The sequence below is a fragment of the Neobacillus sp. plas4 genome, assembly GCF_057221695.1.
Window position 1 is genome coordinate 1,064,906 of record NZ_CM170152.1, and the last position, 18,821, is coordinate 1,083,726.

General features: G+C 38.7%; 15 protein-coding genes. 4 read left to right on the top strand and 11 right to left on the bottom strand.

The features are described from left to right. Positions 1-525 precede the first annotated feature (525 nt). From ilvD to AC2TFD_RS05430, 7 genes are all read right to left on the bottom strand, one after another. Positions 526-2,193: a dihydroxy-acid dehydratase gene (gene ilvD, locus AC2TFD_RS05400; RefSeq protein ID WP_335569097.1), complete on the bottom strand. Its 1,668-nt coding sequence runs from the start codon at positions 2,191-2,193 to the stop codon at positions 526-528. Between the two features lie 11 nt (positions 2,194-2,204). Then, entirely contained in the window at positions 2,205-3,113 is a 909-nt protein-coding gene (gene ilvE, locus AC2TFD_RS05405; protein ID WP_335513613.1) for a branched-chain-amino-acid transaminase, read from the bottom strand. A 422-nt stretch (positions 3,114-3,535) separates the two neighbouring features. Continuing rightward, positions 3,536-4,270, bottom strand: coding sequence for an exonuclease domain-containing protein (locus tag AC2TFD_RS05410; protein WP_484675190.1), 735 nt, complete (start codon positions 4,268-4,270; stop codon positions 3,536-3,538). Further along, entirely contained in the window at positions 4,270-5,238 is a 969-nt protein-coding gene (locus AC2TFD_RS05415) for a DUF294 nucleotidyltransferase-like domain-containing protein (protein ID WP_484675191.1), read from the bottom strand. The genes AC2TFD_RS05410 and AC2TFD_RS05415 overlap by 1 nt, the downstream gene beginning before the upstream one ends. 68 nt (positions 5,239-5,306) lie before the next feature. After that, positions 5,307-6,587 (bottom strand): ammonium transporter, encoded by a 1,281-nt coding sequence (locus tag AC2TFD_RS05420; protein ID WP_484675192.1) that lies wholly within the window; start codon positions 6,585-6,587, stop codon positions 5,307-5,309. Between the two features lie 154 nt (positions 6,588-6,741). Beyond that, positions 6,742-7,077 carry a MerR family transcriptional regulator gene (locus AC2TFD_RS05425; RefSeq protein ID WP_335569101.1) on the bottom strand — a complete coding sequence of 112 codons (336 nt, stop codon included), beginning with the start codon at positions 7,075-7,077 and terminating at the stop codon, positions 6,742-6,744. A gap of 142 nt (positions 7,078-7,219) precedes the next feature. After that, positions 7,220-7,501, bottom strand: coding sequence for a hypothetical protein (locus AC2TFD_RS05430; protein WP_335513622.1), 282 nt, complete (start codon positions 7,499-7,501; stop codon positions 7,220-7,222). Positions 7,502-7,897: 396 nt separating this feature from the next. Here AC2TFD_RS05430 and AC2TFD_RS05435 point away from each other — a divergent pair, with 396 nt between their 5' ends. Next, positions 7,898-10,651 (top strand): dynamin family protein, encoded by a 2,754-nt coding sequence (locus AC2TFD_RS05435; RefSeq protein WP_335569102.1) that lies wholly within the window; start codon positions 7,898-7,900, stop codon positions 10,649-10,651. A gap of 49 nt (positions 10,652-10,700) precedes the next feature. Here AC2TFD_RS05435 and AC2TFD_RS05440 read toward each other — a convergent pair whose 3' ends face one another. The 3 genes from AC2TFD_RS05440 to AC2TFD_RS05450 form a co-directional block, all read right to left on the bottom strand. After that, positions 10,701-11,108 carry a DUF1761 domain-containing protein gene (locus tag AC2TFD_RS05440; RefSeq protein ID WP_335514739.1) on the bottom strand — a complete coding sequence of 136 codons (408 nt, stop codon included), beginning with the start codon at positions 11,106-11,108 and terminating at the stop codon, positions 10,701-10,703. 79 nt (positions 11,109-11,187) lie between these two features. After that, complete coding sequence (locus AC2TFD_RS05445; RefSeq protein ID WP_484675193.1) at positions 11,188-12,132, bottom strand: glycerophosphodiester phosphodiesterase family protein; 945 nt, start codon at positions 12,130-12,132, stop codon at positions 11,188-11,190. A gap of 15 nt (positions 12,133-12,147) precedes the next feature. Further along, the gene (locus AC2TFD_RS05450) at positions 12,148-13,110 is read right to left on the bottom strand and encodes a D-2-hydroxyacid dehydrogenase (RefSeq protein ID WP_335514731.1); all 963 of its coding nucleotides are present in this window, start codon (positions 13,108-13,110) and stop codon (positions 12,148-12,150) included. A gap of 180 nt (positions 13,111-13,290) precedes the next feature. Between AC2TFD_RS05450 and AC2TFD_RS05455 the strand changes: the two genes are divergently transcribed. After that, a complete protein-coding gene (locus tag AC2TFD_RS05455; protein WP_484675194.1) occupies positions 13,291-14,475 on the top strand; it encodes an MFS transporter in 1,185 nt (394 codons plus the stop codon). A gap of 50 nt (positions 14,476-14,525) precedes the next feature. Here AC2TFD_RS05455 and AC2TFD_RS05460 read toward each other — a convergent pair whose 3' ends face one another. Then, positions 14,526-15,788, bottom strand: a complete 1,263-nt coding sequence (locus AC2TFD_RS05460; protein ID WP_484675195.1) for a GDSL-type esterase/lipase family protein — start codon at positions 15,786-15,788, stop codon at positions 14,526-14,528. A gap of 295 nt (positions 15,789-16,083) precedes the next feature. Between AC2TFD_RS05460 and AC2TFD_RS05465 the strand changes: the two genes are divergently transcribed. Then, positions 16,084-17,229, top strand: coding sequence for an acyl-CoA dehydrogenase family protein (locus AC2TFD_RS05465; protein WP_484676273.1), 1,146 nt, complete (start codon positions 16,084-16,086; stop codon positions 17,227-17,229). A gap of 15 nt (positions 17,230-17,244) precedes the next feature. Further along, on the top strand, positions 17,245-18,810 hold the full coding sequence (locus AC2TFD_RS05470; protein WP_484675196.1) for a fatty acid--CoA ligase: 1,566 nt from the start codon (positions 17,245-17,247) through the stop codon (positions 18,808-18,810). Positions 18,811-18,821 lie beyond the last annotated feature (11 nt).

Sequence of the window (18,821 nt, forward strand, 5' to 3'; positions counted from 1 at the left end):
TAAACTGCAGTCAAAAAAGAAAAGCAGAATAGATCGGGGAGAAATGGCCTTCCATTTCTCGGTACCACCCGGTTTTACAGCATTCTCACGAATACTGCCTCTTGAAGCGATTAACACATTCTAAAACCGCTTCTTTTTGTAACAGGTGCCATACTGGTCACCCGATTGAGCCTAATTAGATAGGACTGTTCAGCTCAATACTCAGGGATGATGTCGGAATAAGGTGTATTACTGGGCTTCCAGCAACCCCAGCTCTCTGAAAATACATGTTCTTATTCCTTTATTCCCGTCATCGATTTGTACTATAAACTTTTCAAAAACTACTGATAGGTCTTTAACCTCGGCTATTAAAAGGGAGCCTAAACCCTGAATAGGTTAAAGCGGCAGCAATTTTTTTTAATGTCTAGTTCCAGCGCCTAGAGGCTCGGGGTCATAAGCCAATCCATCAAGAAGGTTAAAAAGCAACCTTCTCGCCGGCTCGGCTTATGCCTGTCGCCTCTGGGCAAGGCGCTTCCACTTTTCTTTTTAAATTTTCATAACCCCGCCAGTGTTGGCAGATGTAACTAACTTTGCGTATTTGGCTAGGTAGCCGGTTTTGATTTTTGGTTCTGGCTTTTGCCATTGACGGCGTCTTTCTGCCAGTTCCTCATCATCTATAATTAGTTCGATAGATCTTGCTTCTAGATCAATTAGGATTTTGTCACCATTTTCAACGAGTGCAATAGGTCCGCCTTCCGCTGCTTCCGGTGAGATATGACCGATGGAGATTCCTCGACTTGCGCCTGAAAAGCGTCCATCAGTGATTAAAGCAACTTCTTTACCTAAACCGCGACCCATAATAGCGGAGGTAGGGGCAAGCATTTCTGGCATTCCGGGTCCGCCTTTTGGACCTTCATAGCGAATAACTACGACGTGCCCAGCTTTTACTGTGCCATTATTAATGTTTTCTTGAGCTTCATCTTGTGATTCAAAAACAATTGCCTCACCTAAAAAGGTTTTAATTGATGGATCTACAGCTCCAACTTTGATAACTCCGCCATCTGGTGCAATGTTTCCGTATAGGATGGATAGTCCACCAACAGGGCTATACGGATTATCTTTTGTCCGAATGACAGCTTCATTTGTTATTGTTGCATCCTTCACATTTTCAGCAAGCGTTTTTCCTGTAATACTTAAGCAATCTTGATGGAGTGCTCCTTCCACTTTACATAACTCATTAAGAATGGCACTAACTCCTCCAGCGCGATGTACATCATCCATAGAGTAATCAGACGCAGGCATAATTTTTGCTAAATATGGAACTCTTTCAGCAATTTTATTAATTTCTCGTAAATCATATTCAATGCCTGCTTCATGAGCGATAGCCAAGGTATGAAGAACGGTGTTTGTCGATCCACCCATAGCCATATCTAAAGCAAATGCATTGTCTATTGCTTCACGAGTGATAATATCACGTGGTTTAATATCTTTTTTTACTAATTCAACTAAGTGTTTCGCTGCTTGGCGAATTAACTCATGTCTTTCTTCAGATGTTGCAACGATTGTTCCGTTACCCGGAACCGTCATTCCTAATACTTCCATTAGACAGTTCATTGAGTTTGCAGTAAACATTCCAGAACAAGATCCGCAAGTAGGGCATGCTGCAGTTTCAATATCAAGCAGCTCCTGCTGAGTCATTTTTCCGCTATGGTAGGCTCCAACACCTTCGAAGACAGAAGTCAAAGAAAGATTCTTTCCGGTAGAGGATACACCTGCTTCCATCGGCCCGCCTGATACAAAGACAGAAGGGACGTTGGTTCTAACTGCAGCCATTAACATTCCTGGTGTAATTTTGTCACAGTTCGGAATGTAGAAAACACCATCGAACCAATGTGCATTAATGACAGTTTCTGCACTATCAGCTATAATTTCACGGCTTGGAAGGGAGTATCTCATTCCGATATGTCCCATTGCGATTCCGTCATCAACACCAATGGTGTTGAATTCAAATGGAATTCCGCCAGCCTCTCGAATGGCTTCTTTTACGATTTCACCGAAATGATTAAGGTGTTTATGTCCAGGGATAATTTCAATAAATGAGTTGCAGACCCCGATAAATGGTTTGTCTAGGTCCTTCACTGTTACCCCAGTTGCGTATAATAGGCTGCGGTGGGGGGCTCGATCGATCCCCTTTTTAATCATATCGCTTCTCATTGTTTTATCTCCTAACTAACAACTGCGTGGTTTGTAGATTCTGGGTAACAAGCCACTCCGTCCGTTGTTACGATTTTTCTGAATTCCTCTAAAAGGTCGTTTGTAATGACTCCAGGCTTTCCATCACTAATCTTGCGGCCATCGACACTTATCGCGGCAATGACCTCAACAGCTGTTCCGGTTAGGAACACTTCATCTGCAACATACACATCGTGCCGAGTGAAAGGAGATTCTCTAACCTCATAGCCTTTCGCCCTTGCTACATCAATAATAGCGTTTCGGGTAATACCTTCTAACGCCCCTAAGTAAACAGGAGGTGTGAAAATTACTCCATTTTTTACGATGAATATATTATCTGCAGAACCTTCTGTTACGTAGCCTTGATCATTGAGCATTAAAGCTTCTTGGACACCAGCTTGGTTGGCCTCTAATTTAACAAGAATATTATTTAAATAGTTTAATGATTTTATTTGTGGACTTAAGACGTCCGGGCGATTTCTTCTGCTGGGCACCGAAGCAATTTTAATTCCATTTTCATAAAATTCCTTTGGATACATGGTTAGTACCTCAGCGATAATAATAACGCTTGGCTTTGAGCAGGAGGAAGGGTCCAGTCCGAGGTTTCCTTTACCTCGTGAGATAACAACACGAATATAGGCGCTGTCCAGTTCATTTTTTCTAATCGTATCGACAATTAATTGTGTCATTTCTTCCTTTGTATAAGGAATATTCAACATAATGGATTGTGCTGATTCGAACAGTCTTTTTAGGTGGGCATCGAGTCGAAAGACGTTTCCGCTATAAACACGAATGCCTTCAAATACTCCATCTCCATATAAAAATCCATGATCAAAAACTGAAACTACAGCATCCTCTTTCTTGACAAATTTATCGTCAAGGAATATCCATTGACTTCCCAACCTAACCACTCCTTTTAATGATGAAACGCATTAGATAGTTAAAAACTGTTTGTAAAAAAATATCTATGCCTTATCTCCTATGTAAGGGATGCTTCGAGGCATATTTGATTGTAAGAATTTTTAATACAAATTATATTTTCAGTTATCTTACACCCAATCTAAATCTTGGTCAACATAGAAATCTGACAATTCAAATAAATCGGATAAACTGGTAGCGTTTACAACGTTGATAAATTAAGGTTGGGAAGAAATTAAAATAGTAAAAAAATTTTTTTTGAGGTTTTATTGTACAGGGGAATCGGAGGAATCTAGCGAGGGGATTCTACTATAATCAACTGATAAAACAGCTTGGATTAATCAGTTAATGAATAAATATTGATATGAACAATAGTTTACTACTATACTTATTTTTTAACGTGCTGCTACTTAATTTTTGCCAGGTATTCATATACTTCTCGTAAATTCTTATAACCTAGGGACTGAGCAAGTCCTAAATAATTGCCCCAGACATGAGCAGTCAATTTTGCGTCCTCCAGGGCATGGTGCCGGTTGATTACTTCAATTCCACATTGTTCGCATGCCTCTTCTAGTGGAATTGATCGAATTATAGGATTTGATAAACGCATCAGAAAGGAGGTGTCAATGATTCTGTGTTCGAATCTAGTTTTTAATACATCCCATGTTAGTTTTTGTATAAATGACTGTTCATGCCTGGCGTGATGGGCAACAAGAGGATGATACTTAACGAATTTGAAGAAATCTATTAATACATCTGAGGCTGTAGGTGCAAGATGTAAATCTTCATTGCAAATGTTGGTTAAGGCAGTTATTTCAACTGAGATAGGGTATGGAGAATGTACCAATGAATAAAAAGTTTCTGTTTTAACTATTTGGCAGCCTTTCATTTTGATCGCACCGATGGATATGACTCGATCTCCTTTTTCGGGATAAAAGCCAGTAGTTTCTAGATCAAATACTACAACCTCTAAATCTTGGAGGGTGGTGTCTAAGCAGTTGTTTTCTTTCATTTCTTTTTGAAGATGTCTGATGAAGGAAATATTTTGCATATTGGTTTGCCCTTGTACACCAGCATAAATGTTGGAACTAAGTCTGCCTGATATCTGTCTAAAAAATTGAATCATTTCATTCATTCCCATTAGGTATCCTCCTTTTCTATTAAATTTCGTACATAACGATACAGTGCTGCCCCATTTTTTAGTATTTCCTTTATTTCCTCCTTTTGCTTTTTGGAAAGAGGGGAGATAGGCAGATAATGACTATTTTCGTAATTGTCAGATTGTGATAATGATAGACGAAGGATAAGTAATTTCATAAATTGCTGTTTATATAATTCTTTCATATTAAATGACAGTTCAAATTCTGACAGTTTTTCCAGCCTTGTAAGAGTAGAAGTTTCCATTATATTCCCTTTTAAAGCCAATAGACGAATACCGTTTACATATGGAAAGAGGGCTGTCTCTTTTATATTCAAGGAGCCTGTATGTGGTCCGTGTGTTTCCACTAGAATTTGACCAAGTACACCAATTCCTTTCTTTCGGTATAGTGTATTATTAAGTATTTTTTTTAAGAGGTCCTCTTTATGGATCAACTGATAAACTTCTAGCTTTACATTGTTTAGAAGGCTTGCTTCACCATAAAGGGATCGTCCATCAATAAATATCAATAAATGGCGAATGGATTCCCAGTTTGAGTTGTTGGACCAGTTTGTTACTTGTTGTCTCCATTCGGGAAGTGATTTACACCATAAAGGATTACTTGCCATAACACCTCCATCACAATAAGCATACCCTGCTAGCAGCAAGCCGCAGGCAATTTCTTTTCCTAATTGCAAAAAATAATCGTTTATTTCTGTGCCTCGCTGCTGATAGATAATGCCGTGGTCCTGATCACTCCAAAGTGATTGCTCAAACCGTCCAGCACTGCCCATCATAAAAAAAGTAAAGGGGCAGGGAAGGGAGCCGTATTTTTCTTCCGTTTGTTTTACGGATACAGAGATGACGCGCTGTATGATTTCATTGTGAAGATGATTTAATTGAATAGGATTATCAGAGACCCAGTTGATTTGGTCATCACGAAATCTTCTAATCTCTAAGTAGCTAGTCATCCATTTCCGTACCTCCTTTTTAATAAACAGTCTTCTATCCCCTCAGAAAGGGGATAGAAGACTGTTTATTAAGCATTTAGCTTTGAATCTGAAGGAATTATTGTTTTATCCATTTTTACCATTTCAGGGTAACCGTAGCTTCCATGCTCACTCATGTCAAGACCGATAATTTCTTCTTCTTCAGTAACACGTAAACCATTCATGACTGCCTTCATAATGGTTAAGAGGATAAAGGAGACAATAAAGGCGAAAGCCCCGCTCGTTACAACACCGAGTGCCTGAACACCAAGTTGGTGTAACCCGCCGCCGTAAAATAAACCCGGCTTACCAACTGCAGCCAATTCTGGTGTTGCAAACAACCCTGTTGATAAGGTTCCCCAAATCCCTGCTGTGCCGTGCACAGATAAGGCAGCGATAGGATCATCAATTCCTTTGCTTTCAAAAAATCGAATGCTATAAAATACTAAAAATCCTGCAATGAAACCAATTAAGACTGCGGCCCAAGTATCTACAAATGCACAGGAGGCTGTGATGGCAACTAATCCTGCTAAGGCTCCATTTAACATCATTGGAACATCTGCTTTGCCCATTACAATCCAGGAAATTATCAGCGCTGCAATCACGCCGGCACCAGCCGCTAAGTTTGTGTTTAGTGCAACGAAACCAAAGAATGCGCCATCAACGGAAACTGTGCTTCCTGCATTAAAACCAAACCAGCCAACCCATAATATTAATACACTTAAGGCTGTGAATACTTGGTTGTGTCCTGCGAGATTATTGGCAGAACCATCTTTATTATATTTTCCGATACGAGGTTTTAGGATTAAAGTAGCTGCAAAAGCTGCCATCGCACCTGTTAAGTGAACCACTGTCGAACCTGCGAAATCTTGCTTGCCATGATTTGCTAACCAGCCGCCGCCCCAAATCCAGTGGGCAATCGGTGGGTAGACAATGACGGAAAATAGTACAGCGAAGACGAGGTATGCTCCTAATTTTGCTCTTTCAGCAAAGCCTCCAAAGGCAATGGTTAATGATATCCCTGCAAAGGCTAATTGAAATAAAAAGAAAACAGAACCGGAAAGTGCCAAACCTTTGATTCCGTATCCAGAGTAGAAGAAGTCCGAAAGTCCGATAAGTGGATTTCCTTCACCAAAGATTAACCCAAAACCTACTGCCCAAAATACGATTGATGAGATTCCAAACGTAAGTATCGTTTTTCCGGCTACATGGCCTGCATTTTTCATGCGAGTAGATCCAGTTTCCAGCAGAATGAATCCTCCGATCATTAAGATGACAAGTACTGCTCCAACCATTACCCATAAACTATTCATTAAGAATAAAGTATCCATTTCTTTTTCCCCCTTTGAATTCGTGTTAACATTCTTACCGTTCGGCGTATTTGTATTTTTACATGGATGCAGAAGGGAATCTACAATTATGTAAGGTTTCCTACCATGGTTTTTGAGGAGATGTATAAATCAATAGAAAAAATCCACCTTCTGCTTAAGAAGATGGACCTTTTCGTATGCCGAATTGTGCATTCAATTGTCCTTGAATCATCTTTCTTGTAATATCCTTCTCATTTTGCTTTTTCTGAGCCCGAAGCATTTCTTTTCTAATTTCATGTGTTTGAACACCATCCTCGATCTTGTTCGCAATTTCCACTAATAACTCAACATCTGCAAACGAATATTTTCTGCTTCCGCCTGCAGACCTTTCAGGAAAAATTAATCTTCGTTCCTCATAATAGCGTATTTGCCGCTCTGAAAGGCCGGTTAGGTCCCTTACAATCCCAATCGTTATCACCTTTTTATCTTTATAGGAAAAGTCATTTGTCATTTATTTCCTCACCTCTCCTTTTGTTTATTTTAATACAATTTTGAATCTTTACAATATTATATGTTAGATTTTCTAACATTGTTTTAGGTTTACGCCTCATAATAAAAAAACCGAGCTTGGCTCGGTTCTTTAACTTTCTTTCTTAATATTCTCCATCAAAAGGGGTGAATGGGAAGTTAAAGCGTCTTTCCACTTGACGCAGACGTTGGTTGACACGTTGCAAGCGGCGCTGAAGTTGATTGATTTCTCTTTCTTGACGTTGATTTTCCCTTTCTAGCTGATTGACTCTGCGCTCAAGTTGTTGTGGTTGTCGATCAGGATCAAACTGATCTTGTAGGACAAACTGGTCTTGTTGGACGTATGGATCATACGAATTGTAATCATACTGAACTGGCGGTGCTTGATAATAGCCATAAGGATACATTGGGCAACTCTCCCTTTTTGATTTAATACCCTATAGATTATGTAGGTATATGCGGAGAGTGTGGGCCAACGCCTAAGTAGCCCATAATAAATAAGAAATATAAAGTTATGTTGAGCAACCTATATCCCTAACCACTGGAGGAAAGGAAGCTCGCCACAGAATGATGAAAGTAAAAGATGGAGGCAGAAATGCCTCCGCTTATTTTGTCCATCTTGCTAAGTAATTTAAGGCTTTGTATTCAAATTGATATATAATTGAAATAAGAATAATAAAAACGTTTGGTAGAATCTTATAATTAGGACTAAAAATGGATACTTTGTTCGAAATGTATAGAGGAATAAATCTGCCTCTTTTCCATATGAATGCAAAGAAGTGTGAAACGGGAGGGTATCAGACATGACATTGGAAAGTCAGTTAATCAACAAAACATATTATCAAATGTATATAAATGAACATGAAAAGGCGCAGCCGATACGTGTGTTGGGTGACGCGTATCAGGAAGAACTCCAGAAAGATTTACCTGATTTAACTTCAATCCGCTTTGCACAGGGTGAAATTTATTTTCACAATCGAGATTTTGAAGCAGCTATATTCAAATGGGAAAACATTGCAGGAGACCTTGAACTTTGGGCGCGGAAAAATATAGCGGATGCTTACTATGAATCAGGGCTTCTTTCTAATGCGGAGGACCTTTACCTGTCTATTGATACAAACAATCTTACCTTAAAAACGGAAGTGGCACTTCAGCTGTTTTCTCTTTATATTGAACGAGGCAAGCAAGAGGCATCAGTAGAGATTATTAAAAAGACGATTGATTCAAACCCAGATTATCCTAATGTGACATCAATTGCCCGTGCCTATTTTGAGGAACAACAGGACTGGGAAAATGCCATTGAGCTGGCGGTAAATGAAGCGAAACGAACTAGCTCTCTTGAATGGTTTGATATCGTGAATGCTTATGTTCAAAAAGGGGTTACAACCAATTTACATCCAACCTATTTCTTACAAGCCCTATTTGAGCTTTATCATTTAGATAAGGGGACGTTTGAAGAACTGACAACATCCCTTTGGAACAGCTACAAAAATGAAGAATCCTATTTTACGTGGTTAAAAGAATTGAATCAGCTTCTGCTGAATCTTGATATCAGCCGCAATGATCAATGGCAATTGCTATCAAATCTGCATCACGAATCCTATTTTAGTTTATTAAATGGAAACTACTTTATTAAAACTCTTGAGGAACTTGTACCAGAACTATTAACAAATTGGCTTCGATTATCTGTCAGAGAGCATACCGTTATGGTTTCAGCTGCAGTATTATCATGGAATGAACTTTTCCCTACAAGCATTAGTAAGGCAATTGTCAGTGAGGCTGAAAATCTTATTGGTGAAACAGAATGCCATATCGATGAATTAGAAGAGTGTTTAGCTCTATTTGAAGCAATAACGAATTGGGCGCAAATGCATGATATGGGTGAAAATAATCGCTTGAATTGGGTTGTAAACCAACTGAACGATTTTGAAACCCATCACTTGTTCATTACAGGATTAGCCGGCAGTGGTAAATCTGCTTTTGTTAATACCATTCTTGGAGAAGAACTGCAGGATAGCCCTACTTCTTCACTCGTGATGTTTAAGGACAACGAGGACGTAAATATACTAGAAATAACTGATCAAGAAACCCTTTCACTCGAAGACTTTACTCAATTTCAAGAGAGAATGGACCGACGCCGAAATGCCCTGGATTCGATTTTTGAATTTCAACAGCCGTTTCCTTTTTTGTATGAGCAGAAACTGGCATTAATTGAAACACCAGGTTTAAGCGGAAACCACCGAGATCGTTATGAAGTGCTACAATATCTTCAAATGGCAGATACATTATTATTTGTCTTAGATGCAAATGCTTCGTTTACGGATAAAGAGAAAGCTGCTCTTTCACAAATTCAGGAGCTTGCTCCTGATATTCCAGTCCATTTTCTTTTGAATAAAATGGATACGATTGCGAATGAACAGGAAGCAATTAGAATTTTCGATGAAACAAGTTCAAAGATTCATAGTTATTTACCTGAGGCTCAAGTATTTGCTTTCTCCTCTCAATATGAAAGGGGACAGCAATTAGTCGATATGAAAGATTTCCTTAAATCGATTAAAGATACTAGAAATCTCGCAGATAAACGGTTGGCGAAGCTTTTATACTTTATCAGGACAACAATTTCCAGACTGTTGCAAAAGAGAATTGATGTTGAAAATCAATTAATTGAATCTGTGCGTTGGAATGAAGAAGTGGTAATGAAGTTAAATGGGGCACTTAACCAATTTAAAGATGCGGAGTCACAAAAGATAAAAGTTATTACAAGATCTTTCCGGACCATTAAAGAATCCATCCAAAACGAAATTACGAACTCTGTACCGAAGCTGCTGCAAGAATGTTCCGAGTTAATTAAGGAAGACAGCAATCTTAGCACGATTCATATGGAGCTCAATGATGTAATGAACAGTAGAATACAAGATTTCTTGGAGAAAGAGGTAATGGCAAAATACTATACATTACTCCAAGAATGGATTATTAATAGTAAAGAAGAATTTGAGCAAGGTCAGGAATTTTTAAATGAAATGGCAGAAGGTTTGAATAGCTTGTATGGGGAAGAAAGAATTAAGATAGAATGCGACTTTAAAGTTCTGGATGATTGGCGCCGTGATACGGATAGAATGACGAGCAGGGTCCAATTAGAAAAGGTCAATATATTGCTTCGTAACACTCCATCACAATTTTTATTTAAAAGTGCAGGGAAACTATTTGGCGCCTTATCTCAAAATAAAGCTATGCTTTATAACAAATACAAAGCATTTGTTAAAAATGATAACTATTCAGAACCAACTGCAATTGTCACGGAACGGTTCTTCCAACAGTTTGAGCTATTTGAAAAATCATTGGAACGAGACATCACCATGTTTTTCAGACAGCCAATGAATATTCTTAATGAAGCAATCGAGGAATCACTTTTGCATATATCTACCAATCAAGATGTATTGAAAAAAATGAATACCAATCCCGAAATGTTCCGCGATCCGTTAACATTATTTGAGGTAAGACTTCGTCAATTTGAATGGACTACAGTCGCAGGAAAGGGAGTACAAACCGCGTATTAATTAATAGAAAAAGGGTGCCTCAGATTATACATGAGGCACCCTTTCTCTATTAGACAAATGCAGCAATGATGATTCCCATAATCGTTAAGGACACGATGTGATAGCCTGCACTGATGAAGAATAGAGTATAGTTTCGGCCTTCAAAAAATGTTGGGGATAATTCCCTAAAAGCAGCAATTAAACCGATTAAAAAGCCAAATAATGCTCCATCTAAGATCGTAACTCTGTCCAATAATTGAATGAACAAAGAAATAACCACTGCGGTGAAAATTCCTCCAAGTGTGGTTAATCCATAACCCACGTAGGCACCCTTCGGATCAATATCCTCCATTTTTTTACCTAAGGCTTTCATCCATATGTTAGAAAAAAGTACTGGAGAGTACCAGAGTGCTCCAATGATCATATTTGCGATAACTGCTAAAATAATGGCAAATATACTTATATTTGAAAAATCCATTCCAAGTACCCCTTTATAGTATTCAGTGAATTCTAACATAAGTTAAATTCAATATAAAACGTTAATCTGTATTATCAACCTAGTTCCATAAGCCCTTTTCTTTAAGAAGCTTTAGTAATAAATCAGGTCGATTCGTCAAGATTCCATCAGCACCTGTGTCAATGAGTTCTTCCATTGTTTTCGGATCATCAATGGTCCAGTAATGGATGTTCATTCCGAGCTGGTGCGCCCCATTGATTAATCTTTTGTCAGTTAAGTCAAAGCCACTGTCTTCCACAGGTAATTGAAAAGCATCTACTTTCGGTACATAAAGATTTCGTAAAAAGAATTTATGAAAGATCACAAAGCTTTTAACCTCTTGTCTTCCGGCAGATAAGGCGACCCGGCCTTTAGCATATTTATCAAACGTTGTTAGAATATCTTGGTCAAAAGCTGCAATGATCATTTTATCTTCCATTTGATATTTCTCAATCAGGCTCCATAATTTTGAAGCAATTTCGTTTATTCTTTCAGGAGGATTGTCGTCTTTGATTTCTATTTCTATTTTCATCTTTCCGAATGCTTGAAACATTTCATCGACCGTTGGGATATAGACACCCTTACCGCGGAAGCTATAGTTGCCTTCTAAATCAGTAAAATGATAACCAGCATCAAGCCCTTGAATTTCTGCTAAGGTCAGGTCTGACACTGCACCTTTTCCATTTGTTGTTCGGTCGACCGTTGGGTCATGAATAGCAACTAAGTGACCATCTTTGGTAATATGTATATCCGTTTCGAGGACATCAACCCCCAAGTTAACGGCATTTTTAAAGGCTGTCATGGTATTAGAGGGTGCTAACAGCTCCCCGCCTTGATGGGCAATGACTAATGGACGCTTTTGATTAAAAAAGCTTTTTTGTTCAATCGTTTTAACTGGGAATAAATTTATCACCAAAAGGAAAATAATGATCGCAGAAACCATCATCTTAAAAGAGAGAAATACTCTATTCCCTCTTGTCACTTTTTCTATATTGCTTGGCTGCATCGTACTGAACCTCTTCTAATAGCCCTTTAAAAAGTCAACAAGATTAACAGAAGGCTGTTTACCAGAGAGATAGTCTAGTAAATTTGGGATGAGAATATTTTCAATCACTCTTTGATTATAATGCTCAGTTGAACCAGAGGTATGAGGGGTAATGATTACATTTTCCATCTCCCACAATGGACTATCCACACTGAGTGGTTCTCGTTCAAATACATCTAAACCCGCACCAGCAATGATCCCCTCACGTAATGCATGTATCAAAGCTTCCTCATGAACAATTTCGCCACGTCCAATATTAATAAAGAACGCAGTAGGTTTCATAAGGTCGAATTGCTCGGAGCCGAATAAACGGTGGGTCTCCTTAGTAAGAGGCAATGTGACCACTACATAATCGCATCGGGGAAGAATTTCATTTAATTGATTTGTAGTATACATCTCATCGACAAATTCCTGCTGTCTTCCGGAATGGCGAACGCCAAGCACCTTCATTCCAAATGCCTTTGCAATTTTTGCGGTTTCTCTTCCAATGGAACCCACTCCAATGATTCCAACCGTTTTTTTATGCATTTCCAGCTTCATTCCCGAATGGTCCCATTTCCTTGCTTGTTGGTTTCTTAAATAGGTATGAACCTTACGTGTTAAACCAAGCATGAAGGAAAGAATAGTTTCGGATATTGGATAGGCATGTACTCCATTCGCACTTGTAACAGTAATATTTCTTGATTCTAGGAGTTCTAAAGGTAAGCTATTGACACCTGCACTCCAAGTTTGAAGCCATTTAAGCTTTGAATTAGGTGCTAGACATTCTTTCTCTATACCCTTTTTCCAGCCCGCTATGATTTCTGCATCAGATAAATGATTCTGCCAAATCTCTTTATCTTTTCCAGTAATAATATTCCAATCAGGAATAATTTCTTTTATTTGATCGATAAGATTCTGCTCTATGTTTTGGGTAATGACTATTTTTCTCTTTCCCATAGGTTCCTCCATATTGATATCGTTTACTTATATTCATGATAACGGAATTTAGTAAAAAATGATAACGATTCTCGCTGATTTCATAATTTTCTTTTAATTGGTTGTATGCTATTATTTAGTGAAACGAAATAAACATAATTATTCAAATCTTCAGTAGGAAGATAGATAGGCGGTGTTACATTGAAGGAGCGTTTGTGGACTAAATCTTTTGTTATGTTGATGGTTGGGAATCTTTTTGTTTTCATGTCTTTTCAAATGCTTATTCCTACTCTACCGCCTTATATTAAATCTATCGGTGCATCAGGATTAGAAATTGGACTTGTTACTGGGTTGTTTGCATTCGGTGCTGTAATTATTAGACCTTTTATTGGGTATATGCTTGAATACAAACACAGGAAATCACTTGTCTTAATTGGGGCAGTTATTCTTTTAGCTATTACTATTCTTTATCCATTATCAAGAATCGTCATGATATTCCTGCTTATCCGTTTTGTCCATGGTCTTGCCTGGGGTTGGTCAACAACCGTGAATGGTACAGCGGCAGTCGATGTCATTCCATTTTCTAGACTTGGTGAAGGAATGGGCTATTTTGGGCTATCAACCACGATTGGATATATCATTGCCCCTAGTTTAGGAATCTTTCTATATAATGTCACTACATTTACGAATCTCATTGTAATTTCAAGCCTATTAGGGTTTATTTCTGTCGTATTGCTTGCACTGGTTCGCTACCAAACACCAGAAGCCGTTATTAAAACTAAAAAGGAGAATCTTAAATTTTCCTACCTTGGTTCATTAGTGGAGAAAACGAGCTGGTACCCATCACTTATTACCATCATTATTTGTCTTGGGTATGGCTCGGTTTCAACCTTTATCGTTATCTTTGGGGAAGAAAGAGGCATGGACCAAATCTTTTTATTCTACATTCTTAATGCGATTATTGCTTCGGCAGCTAGACCGTTTGCAGGAAAGTGGTTTGATGAAAAGGGTCCGGTCGCCATTGTTTACTTCTGTATTTGTGCTACATTTGTTGGATTGTGGGTTCTTTCTTACGCGCAAACCAATTTCATGCTTGCTATAGCTGGAGGGTTGTTTGGACTTGGTTTTGGCTGTGCATTACCAACCTTACAATCCTGGACCCTTTCCATAACACCATCCAATCGAAGAGGTGTAGCCAATGGGATGTTCTTTTCATCGATTGATTTAGGGATTGGCTTAAGCGGTGTAATTTTTGGTTTATTGGCTCAATTCGTCGATACAGCCAGCCTCTTCCGCATAGGAAGTCTATTTCTGATAGCAGCGATCATACTAACGGTAATCGAGGTACGGAAAAAAAGAGTCACTCCAAAGGAAAGTTCTATTTAATAAAGAAAGGTCAGTTCCTCTAAATTAGAGGGTCTGACCTTTTTTTAAAATTAAACTCCTTGTCTACGTCTTTTTTGAATTTGTAATGTAACAAAACCTGCTAAAAGGATTACTGAACCTATTGCAACAAAGTTGTAGGCAGGAGAAGCTGTGTTTGGAATAACATATCCAGTTGCTTTTACTGCAGTTGATACAGGTGTTGGAGTCGGTGTAGGTTCTTTAACTGGCGGTGTCGGTGTTGGATTTTCAGCCGGCACTTTTTCTTTAATATTTTCAATTGTTATCGTTTGAACTACTTCAATGCCGTTTCCATCTAGGATATAAATAGTGTAGGTTCCATTTTTGGTTACCTCGAATTTATTTTCAATGATTGCTGTTCCTATTGGGAAACCATCCTCATTGTAGAAATTATCAGCTGTTAAGGTTCCTTCCAACCACATCATTGAAAGAACTTCTTCTGTATTAGTAAGAACTTCGATCGTAACAGGACCAGTTGTTTCTTCCGTTTGAGCTGGAGTTAATTCAACAGTAGGTTCTTCAGGAAGTAATGGAATGAGTATCTCTGTTGCTAATCCAGCAAGTACAGCTTGCCCTACTGAAGTAGGATGGATGTCGCCGGGAATAATATATGTCGTTTGATTGTTATCAAATACAGTTTTTGCGTTTGCAACAAAAGTGCCAGGTACATTTGAAAAAGGCGAAATAATATTTGTATTTACACCCGTTACAATTTGCTCGCCAATACTATGTAGGAAAGCATTAAATTGGTTGTCAGTACTTGGAACAAAAGGATTGTAAATATTATATAGGATAATAGGTGCATCAGTGTTTAAGCTTCTAATTTTTCCAAAAATGGATTGCAAATTTTGACCTAACTGTGCTGCAGCTATTTCAACTTTAGGCTGAAGTGCAGCTGGGTCTACTGGAGTTCCATTATCAATAATAGTCTTAAGACCTACGGCTCCCATTAAATCATTACTGCCAATATTCAGTGTAAATACATCGGCATTTTGAATTGCTGCTTCATTAGCAGGATCATTAACTTGTGCTAAAATGTTTGAAGAGGTCCATCCTCCGCCGCTAATATTGGTTACATTGAAAAATCCTTGTTCTAGTATTAAGTTTGGAAATGACTTTGATGATTTTTTTGTATTTCCATTTGTATCATCAAGATTCCAGCCATAAGTAATCGAATCCCCTAATGCAACAAGATTAGGCTTTTCTACGTTTTCATCTGCAAAAGCAAATGAGGAAAAGAAGGTGCTAAAGGCTAACATGAGTGTTAATAAAATCGAAAATCTTTTAAACTTCATTTTAAATCCTCCAAACTATTATTTTCTATTGCCAAATTCTATTATAATCTCCTGTTTTTTGAATATTCAATATGTATAATTCTACAATTTATGCAAAAAGACCTATGACTTTAAGAATATAGAAAGAAATAAATGTATTAAATTTCTAGTTTAATATTCAAAATATTCTTTACGTTTGGTACAATAGGTTGGGGAAGTAATGTCCAAGATGTAATTACGATTGGAGAGGAAAAAACGTAAGCTATCCCTTTTATTGAAAGCGCTTTATTTACTAGCGGAAAGTGAGGCGACCATCATGAAGCATCCATATTTAACGGACGATCATGAAATATTTCGAAAGTCATTAAGAAAGTTTTTAGAAAAAGAGGCTGTTCCATTTTATGATCAATGGGAAGAAGATCGAATGATTCCCCGTTCCTTGTGGAGAAAGATGGGGGAGCAGGGATTCCTGTGTCCTGATTTAGACGAGAAGTATGGTGGCAGCGGTGTTGATTGGGGGTTTTCCGTTGTCATTAATGAGGAATTAGAACGGGTAGGCTCTAGCTTAGTAGGTATTGGGCTGCATAATGATATTGTTGTTCCTTATATCCATGCGTTTGGTTCAGAGGAACAAAAGCAGCGCTGGCTGCCTCGGTGTGTGACCGGAGAAATGATAACTGCCATTGCAATGACAGAACCCGGAACGGGGTCAGACCTAGCTAATATTAAAACAACTGCCAAACTTGATGGGGACCACTATGTACTAAATGGACAAAAGACATTTATTACAAATGGAATTCAATCCGATCTCATCCTTGTAGCGTGTAAAACGGACCCGAATGCGGTACCAAAGCATAAAGGTGTCAGCTTGCTCTTAGTTGAGCGGGATACTCCGGGATTTTCACGGGGAAGAAAGCTAAACAAAGTTGGTCTTCATAGTCAGGATACTGCTGAGTTGATTTTTGAAGATTGCCGAGTAGCTAAGGAGAATCTGCTTGGTGAAGAAGGTAAAGGATTTATATATATGATGGATAAACTCCAGCAGGAACGGCTTGTGGTTGCGATTGCGGCTCAAACTGCAGCTGAGGTTATGGTTCAGGTGACGATGGAATATGTGAAAAGCCGTGAAGCCTTTGGAAAATCAATTAGCCATTTTCAAAATACACAGTTCAAGATGGCTGAAATGGCGACAGAAGTTGAGATGGGAAGAGCATTTTTAGACCAACTAATAGCAGAGCATATGGATGGTCAAAATGTGGTGACCAAGGTTTCAATGGCAAAATGGAAGCTGACAGATACTGCAAAGAAAATCGCGGGTGAATGCCTGCAGCTTCATGGCGGCTATGGATATATGGAAGAATATGAGATAGCAAGAAGATTCCGTGATATTCAAGTTTCAAGCATTTATGCTGGTACCAACGAAATCATGAAAACCATTATTGCAAAAAATCTAGGTTTGTAAATTGGAGGAGATTAGATGACAACCACTATTGGGAAAATTTTTGAACTAACTGTAAAAAGATACCCGAACAAGGAAGCTATTTACGATGTTAGAAAAAATGTTCGTTATACATACAAAGAGTGGAATGATCAGGTAAATCGCCTTGCAAATGCATTGTCAAACGAAGGTGTAAAAAAAGGTGACCGTGTTTCCACATTCATGTTTAATACCGAAGAATTAGGAACTGTACTTTTTGCCTGTGCCAAAATAGGTGCCATCTTCAATCCAATAAACTTCCGCTTAATGCCTGAGGAGGTGGCTTTTATTCTATCAGATGCAACTCCAAAGGTAGTTCTGTTTGAAAAGGCGTTAGAGCCTGTCATTTCTGCGATTGAAAATCGTTATGATTCTACTGCCTTTTGGTTTATTGATGAAGAAACGCCAGCTTACGCAGTAAGTTATCATGATAAACTTGCGGGTTCGTCAATTGAAGAGATTCATGCGGATGTTAATGAAAATGATATTTATGCGTTCATTTATACAAGCGGGACAACGGGAAGGCCAAAAGGGGTTATGCATAGTCATCGAAATATGGTTGACCAAAGTATACTATGTATTGCTGCTCAAAAGGTAGATTCGGAGGATGTTGGACTTGTTACCGCTCCTATGTTTCATTGTGCCGAGCTACATTGTGCCTTTTTGCCAAGAATTCAGGCTGGAGCACGAAACGTCATTCTCCATCAATTCAATCCAAAAGTCATCTTACAATTAATTCAGCAAGAGAAAATCACGAAGTTTTTTGCTGCACCAACGATGTGGAACATGCTGTTGCAGGAAGATCTAAGCCAGTATAATACGAAAAGTCTTAAGCTTGGTTTATATGGTGCTGCACCAATGGCACCGACGCTTGTCCACGCTCTCCACAATCAATTCGGTATCCGCTTAGTTCAGGCCTATGGAATGACAGAAATGGGTCCCGCTATCACCTTCTTATCCGAGAAGGATCAGCTTAGAAAGGCTGGATCAGCTGGGCAAGCAGCATATAATCATGATATTCGCGTGGTTCGTACAAGAGAGGACGGACCATCTGATCCTAATGATATCGTTCCAGTGGGAGAAACAGGTGAAATTATTGTGAAGGGCCCATGCATGATGATCGGCTATTTTAACCGTATAGAAGCAACTGAAAATTCGCTGTATAAAGGCTGGTACCATTCTGGTGATATAGGGTATCTAGATGAAGACGGCTTTCTATTTGTCAATGACCGGGTGGATGATATGATCATCAGTGGCGGGGAGAATATCTATCCGCGTGAGGTTGAGGATATTTTACATGCACATGAAGGTGTACTCGATGTTGCTGTCGTTGGCCAGCCAGATGACCGCTGGGGTGAGACGGTTACCGCTTTTGTAGTGAGAAAAAATCCTAAGCTGACTGAACAAGACCTAGAAGACTATTGTAAAAACAGTGAAAATCTAGCGAACTATAAACGTCCACGTAAATACATTTTTTGTGAAGCATTGCCGCGGAATGCAAGTGGGAAAATCCAAAAATTTGTTTTGCGGAAACAGTTAGAAGAGCTGTTTACACAGGGTAGATGATAGGAGAGGGC

Bases quoted from the DNA above. Each gene is read 5' to 3' on its own strand.
- ilvD (WP_335569097.1), bottom strand. From the start codon at position 2,193: ATGAGAAGCGATATGATTAAAAAGGGGATCGATCGAGCCCCCCACCGC.
- AC2TFD_RS05410 (WP_484675190.1), bottom strand. From the start codon at position 4,270: ATGGGAATGAATGAAATGATTCAATTTTTTAGACAGATATCAGGCAGA.
- AC2TFD_RS05415 (WP_484675191.1), bottom strand. From the start codon at position 5,238: ATGACTAGCTACTTAGAGATTAGAAGATTTCGTGATGACCAAATCAAC.
- AC2TFD_RS05420 (WP_484675192.1), bottom strand. From the start codon at position 6,587: ATGGATACTTTATTCTTAATGAATAGTTTATGGGTAATGGTTGGAGCA.
- AC2TFD_RS05425 (WP_335569101.1), bottom strand. From the start codon at position 7,077: ATGACAAATGACTTTTCCTATAAAGATAAAAAGGTGATAACGATTGGG.
- AC2TFD_RS05430 (WP_335513622.1), bottom strand. From the start codon at position 7,501: ATGTATCCTTATGGCTATTATCAAGCACCGCCAGTTCAGTATGATTAC.
- AC2TFD_RS05435 (WP_335569102.1), top strand. From the start codon at position 7,898: ATGACATTGGAAAGTCAGTTAATCAACAAAACATATTATCAAATGTAT.
- AC2TFD_RS05440 (WP_335514739.1), bottom strand. From the start codon at position 11,108: ATGGATTTTTCAAATATAAGTATATTTGCCATTATTTTAGCAGTTATC.
- AC2TFD_RS05445 (WP_484675193.1), bottom strand. From the start codon at position 12,132: ATGCAGCCAAGCAATATAGAAAAAGTGACAAGAGGGAATAGAGTATTT.
- AC2TFD_RS05450 (WP_335514731.1), bottom strand. From the start codon at position 13,110: ATGGGAAAGAGAAAAATAGTCATTACCCAAAACATAGAGCAGAATCTT.
- AC2TFD_RS05460 (WP_484675195.1), bottom strand. From the start codon at position 15,788: ATGAAGTTTAAAAGATTTTCGATTTTATTAACACTCATGTTAGCCTTT.
- AC2TFD_RS05465 (WP_484676273.1), top strand. From the start codon at position 16,084: ATGAAGCATCCATATTTAACGGACGATCATGAAATATTTCGAAAGTCA.
- AC2TFD_RS05470 (WP_484675196.1), top strand. From the start codon at position 17,245: ATGACAACCACTATTGGGAAAATTTTTGAACTAACTGTAAAAAGATAC.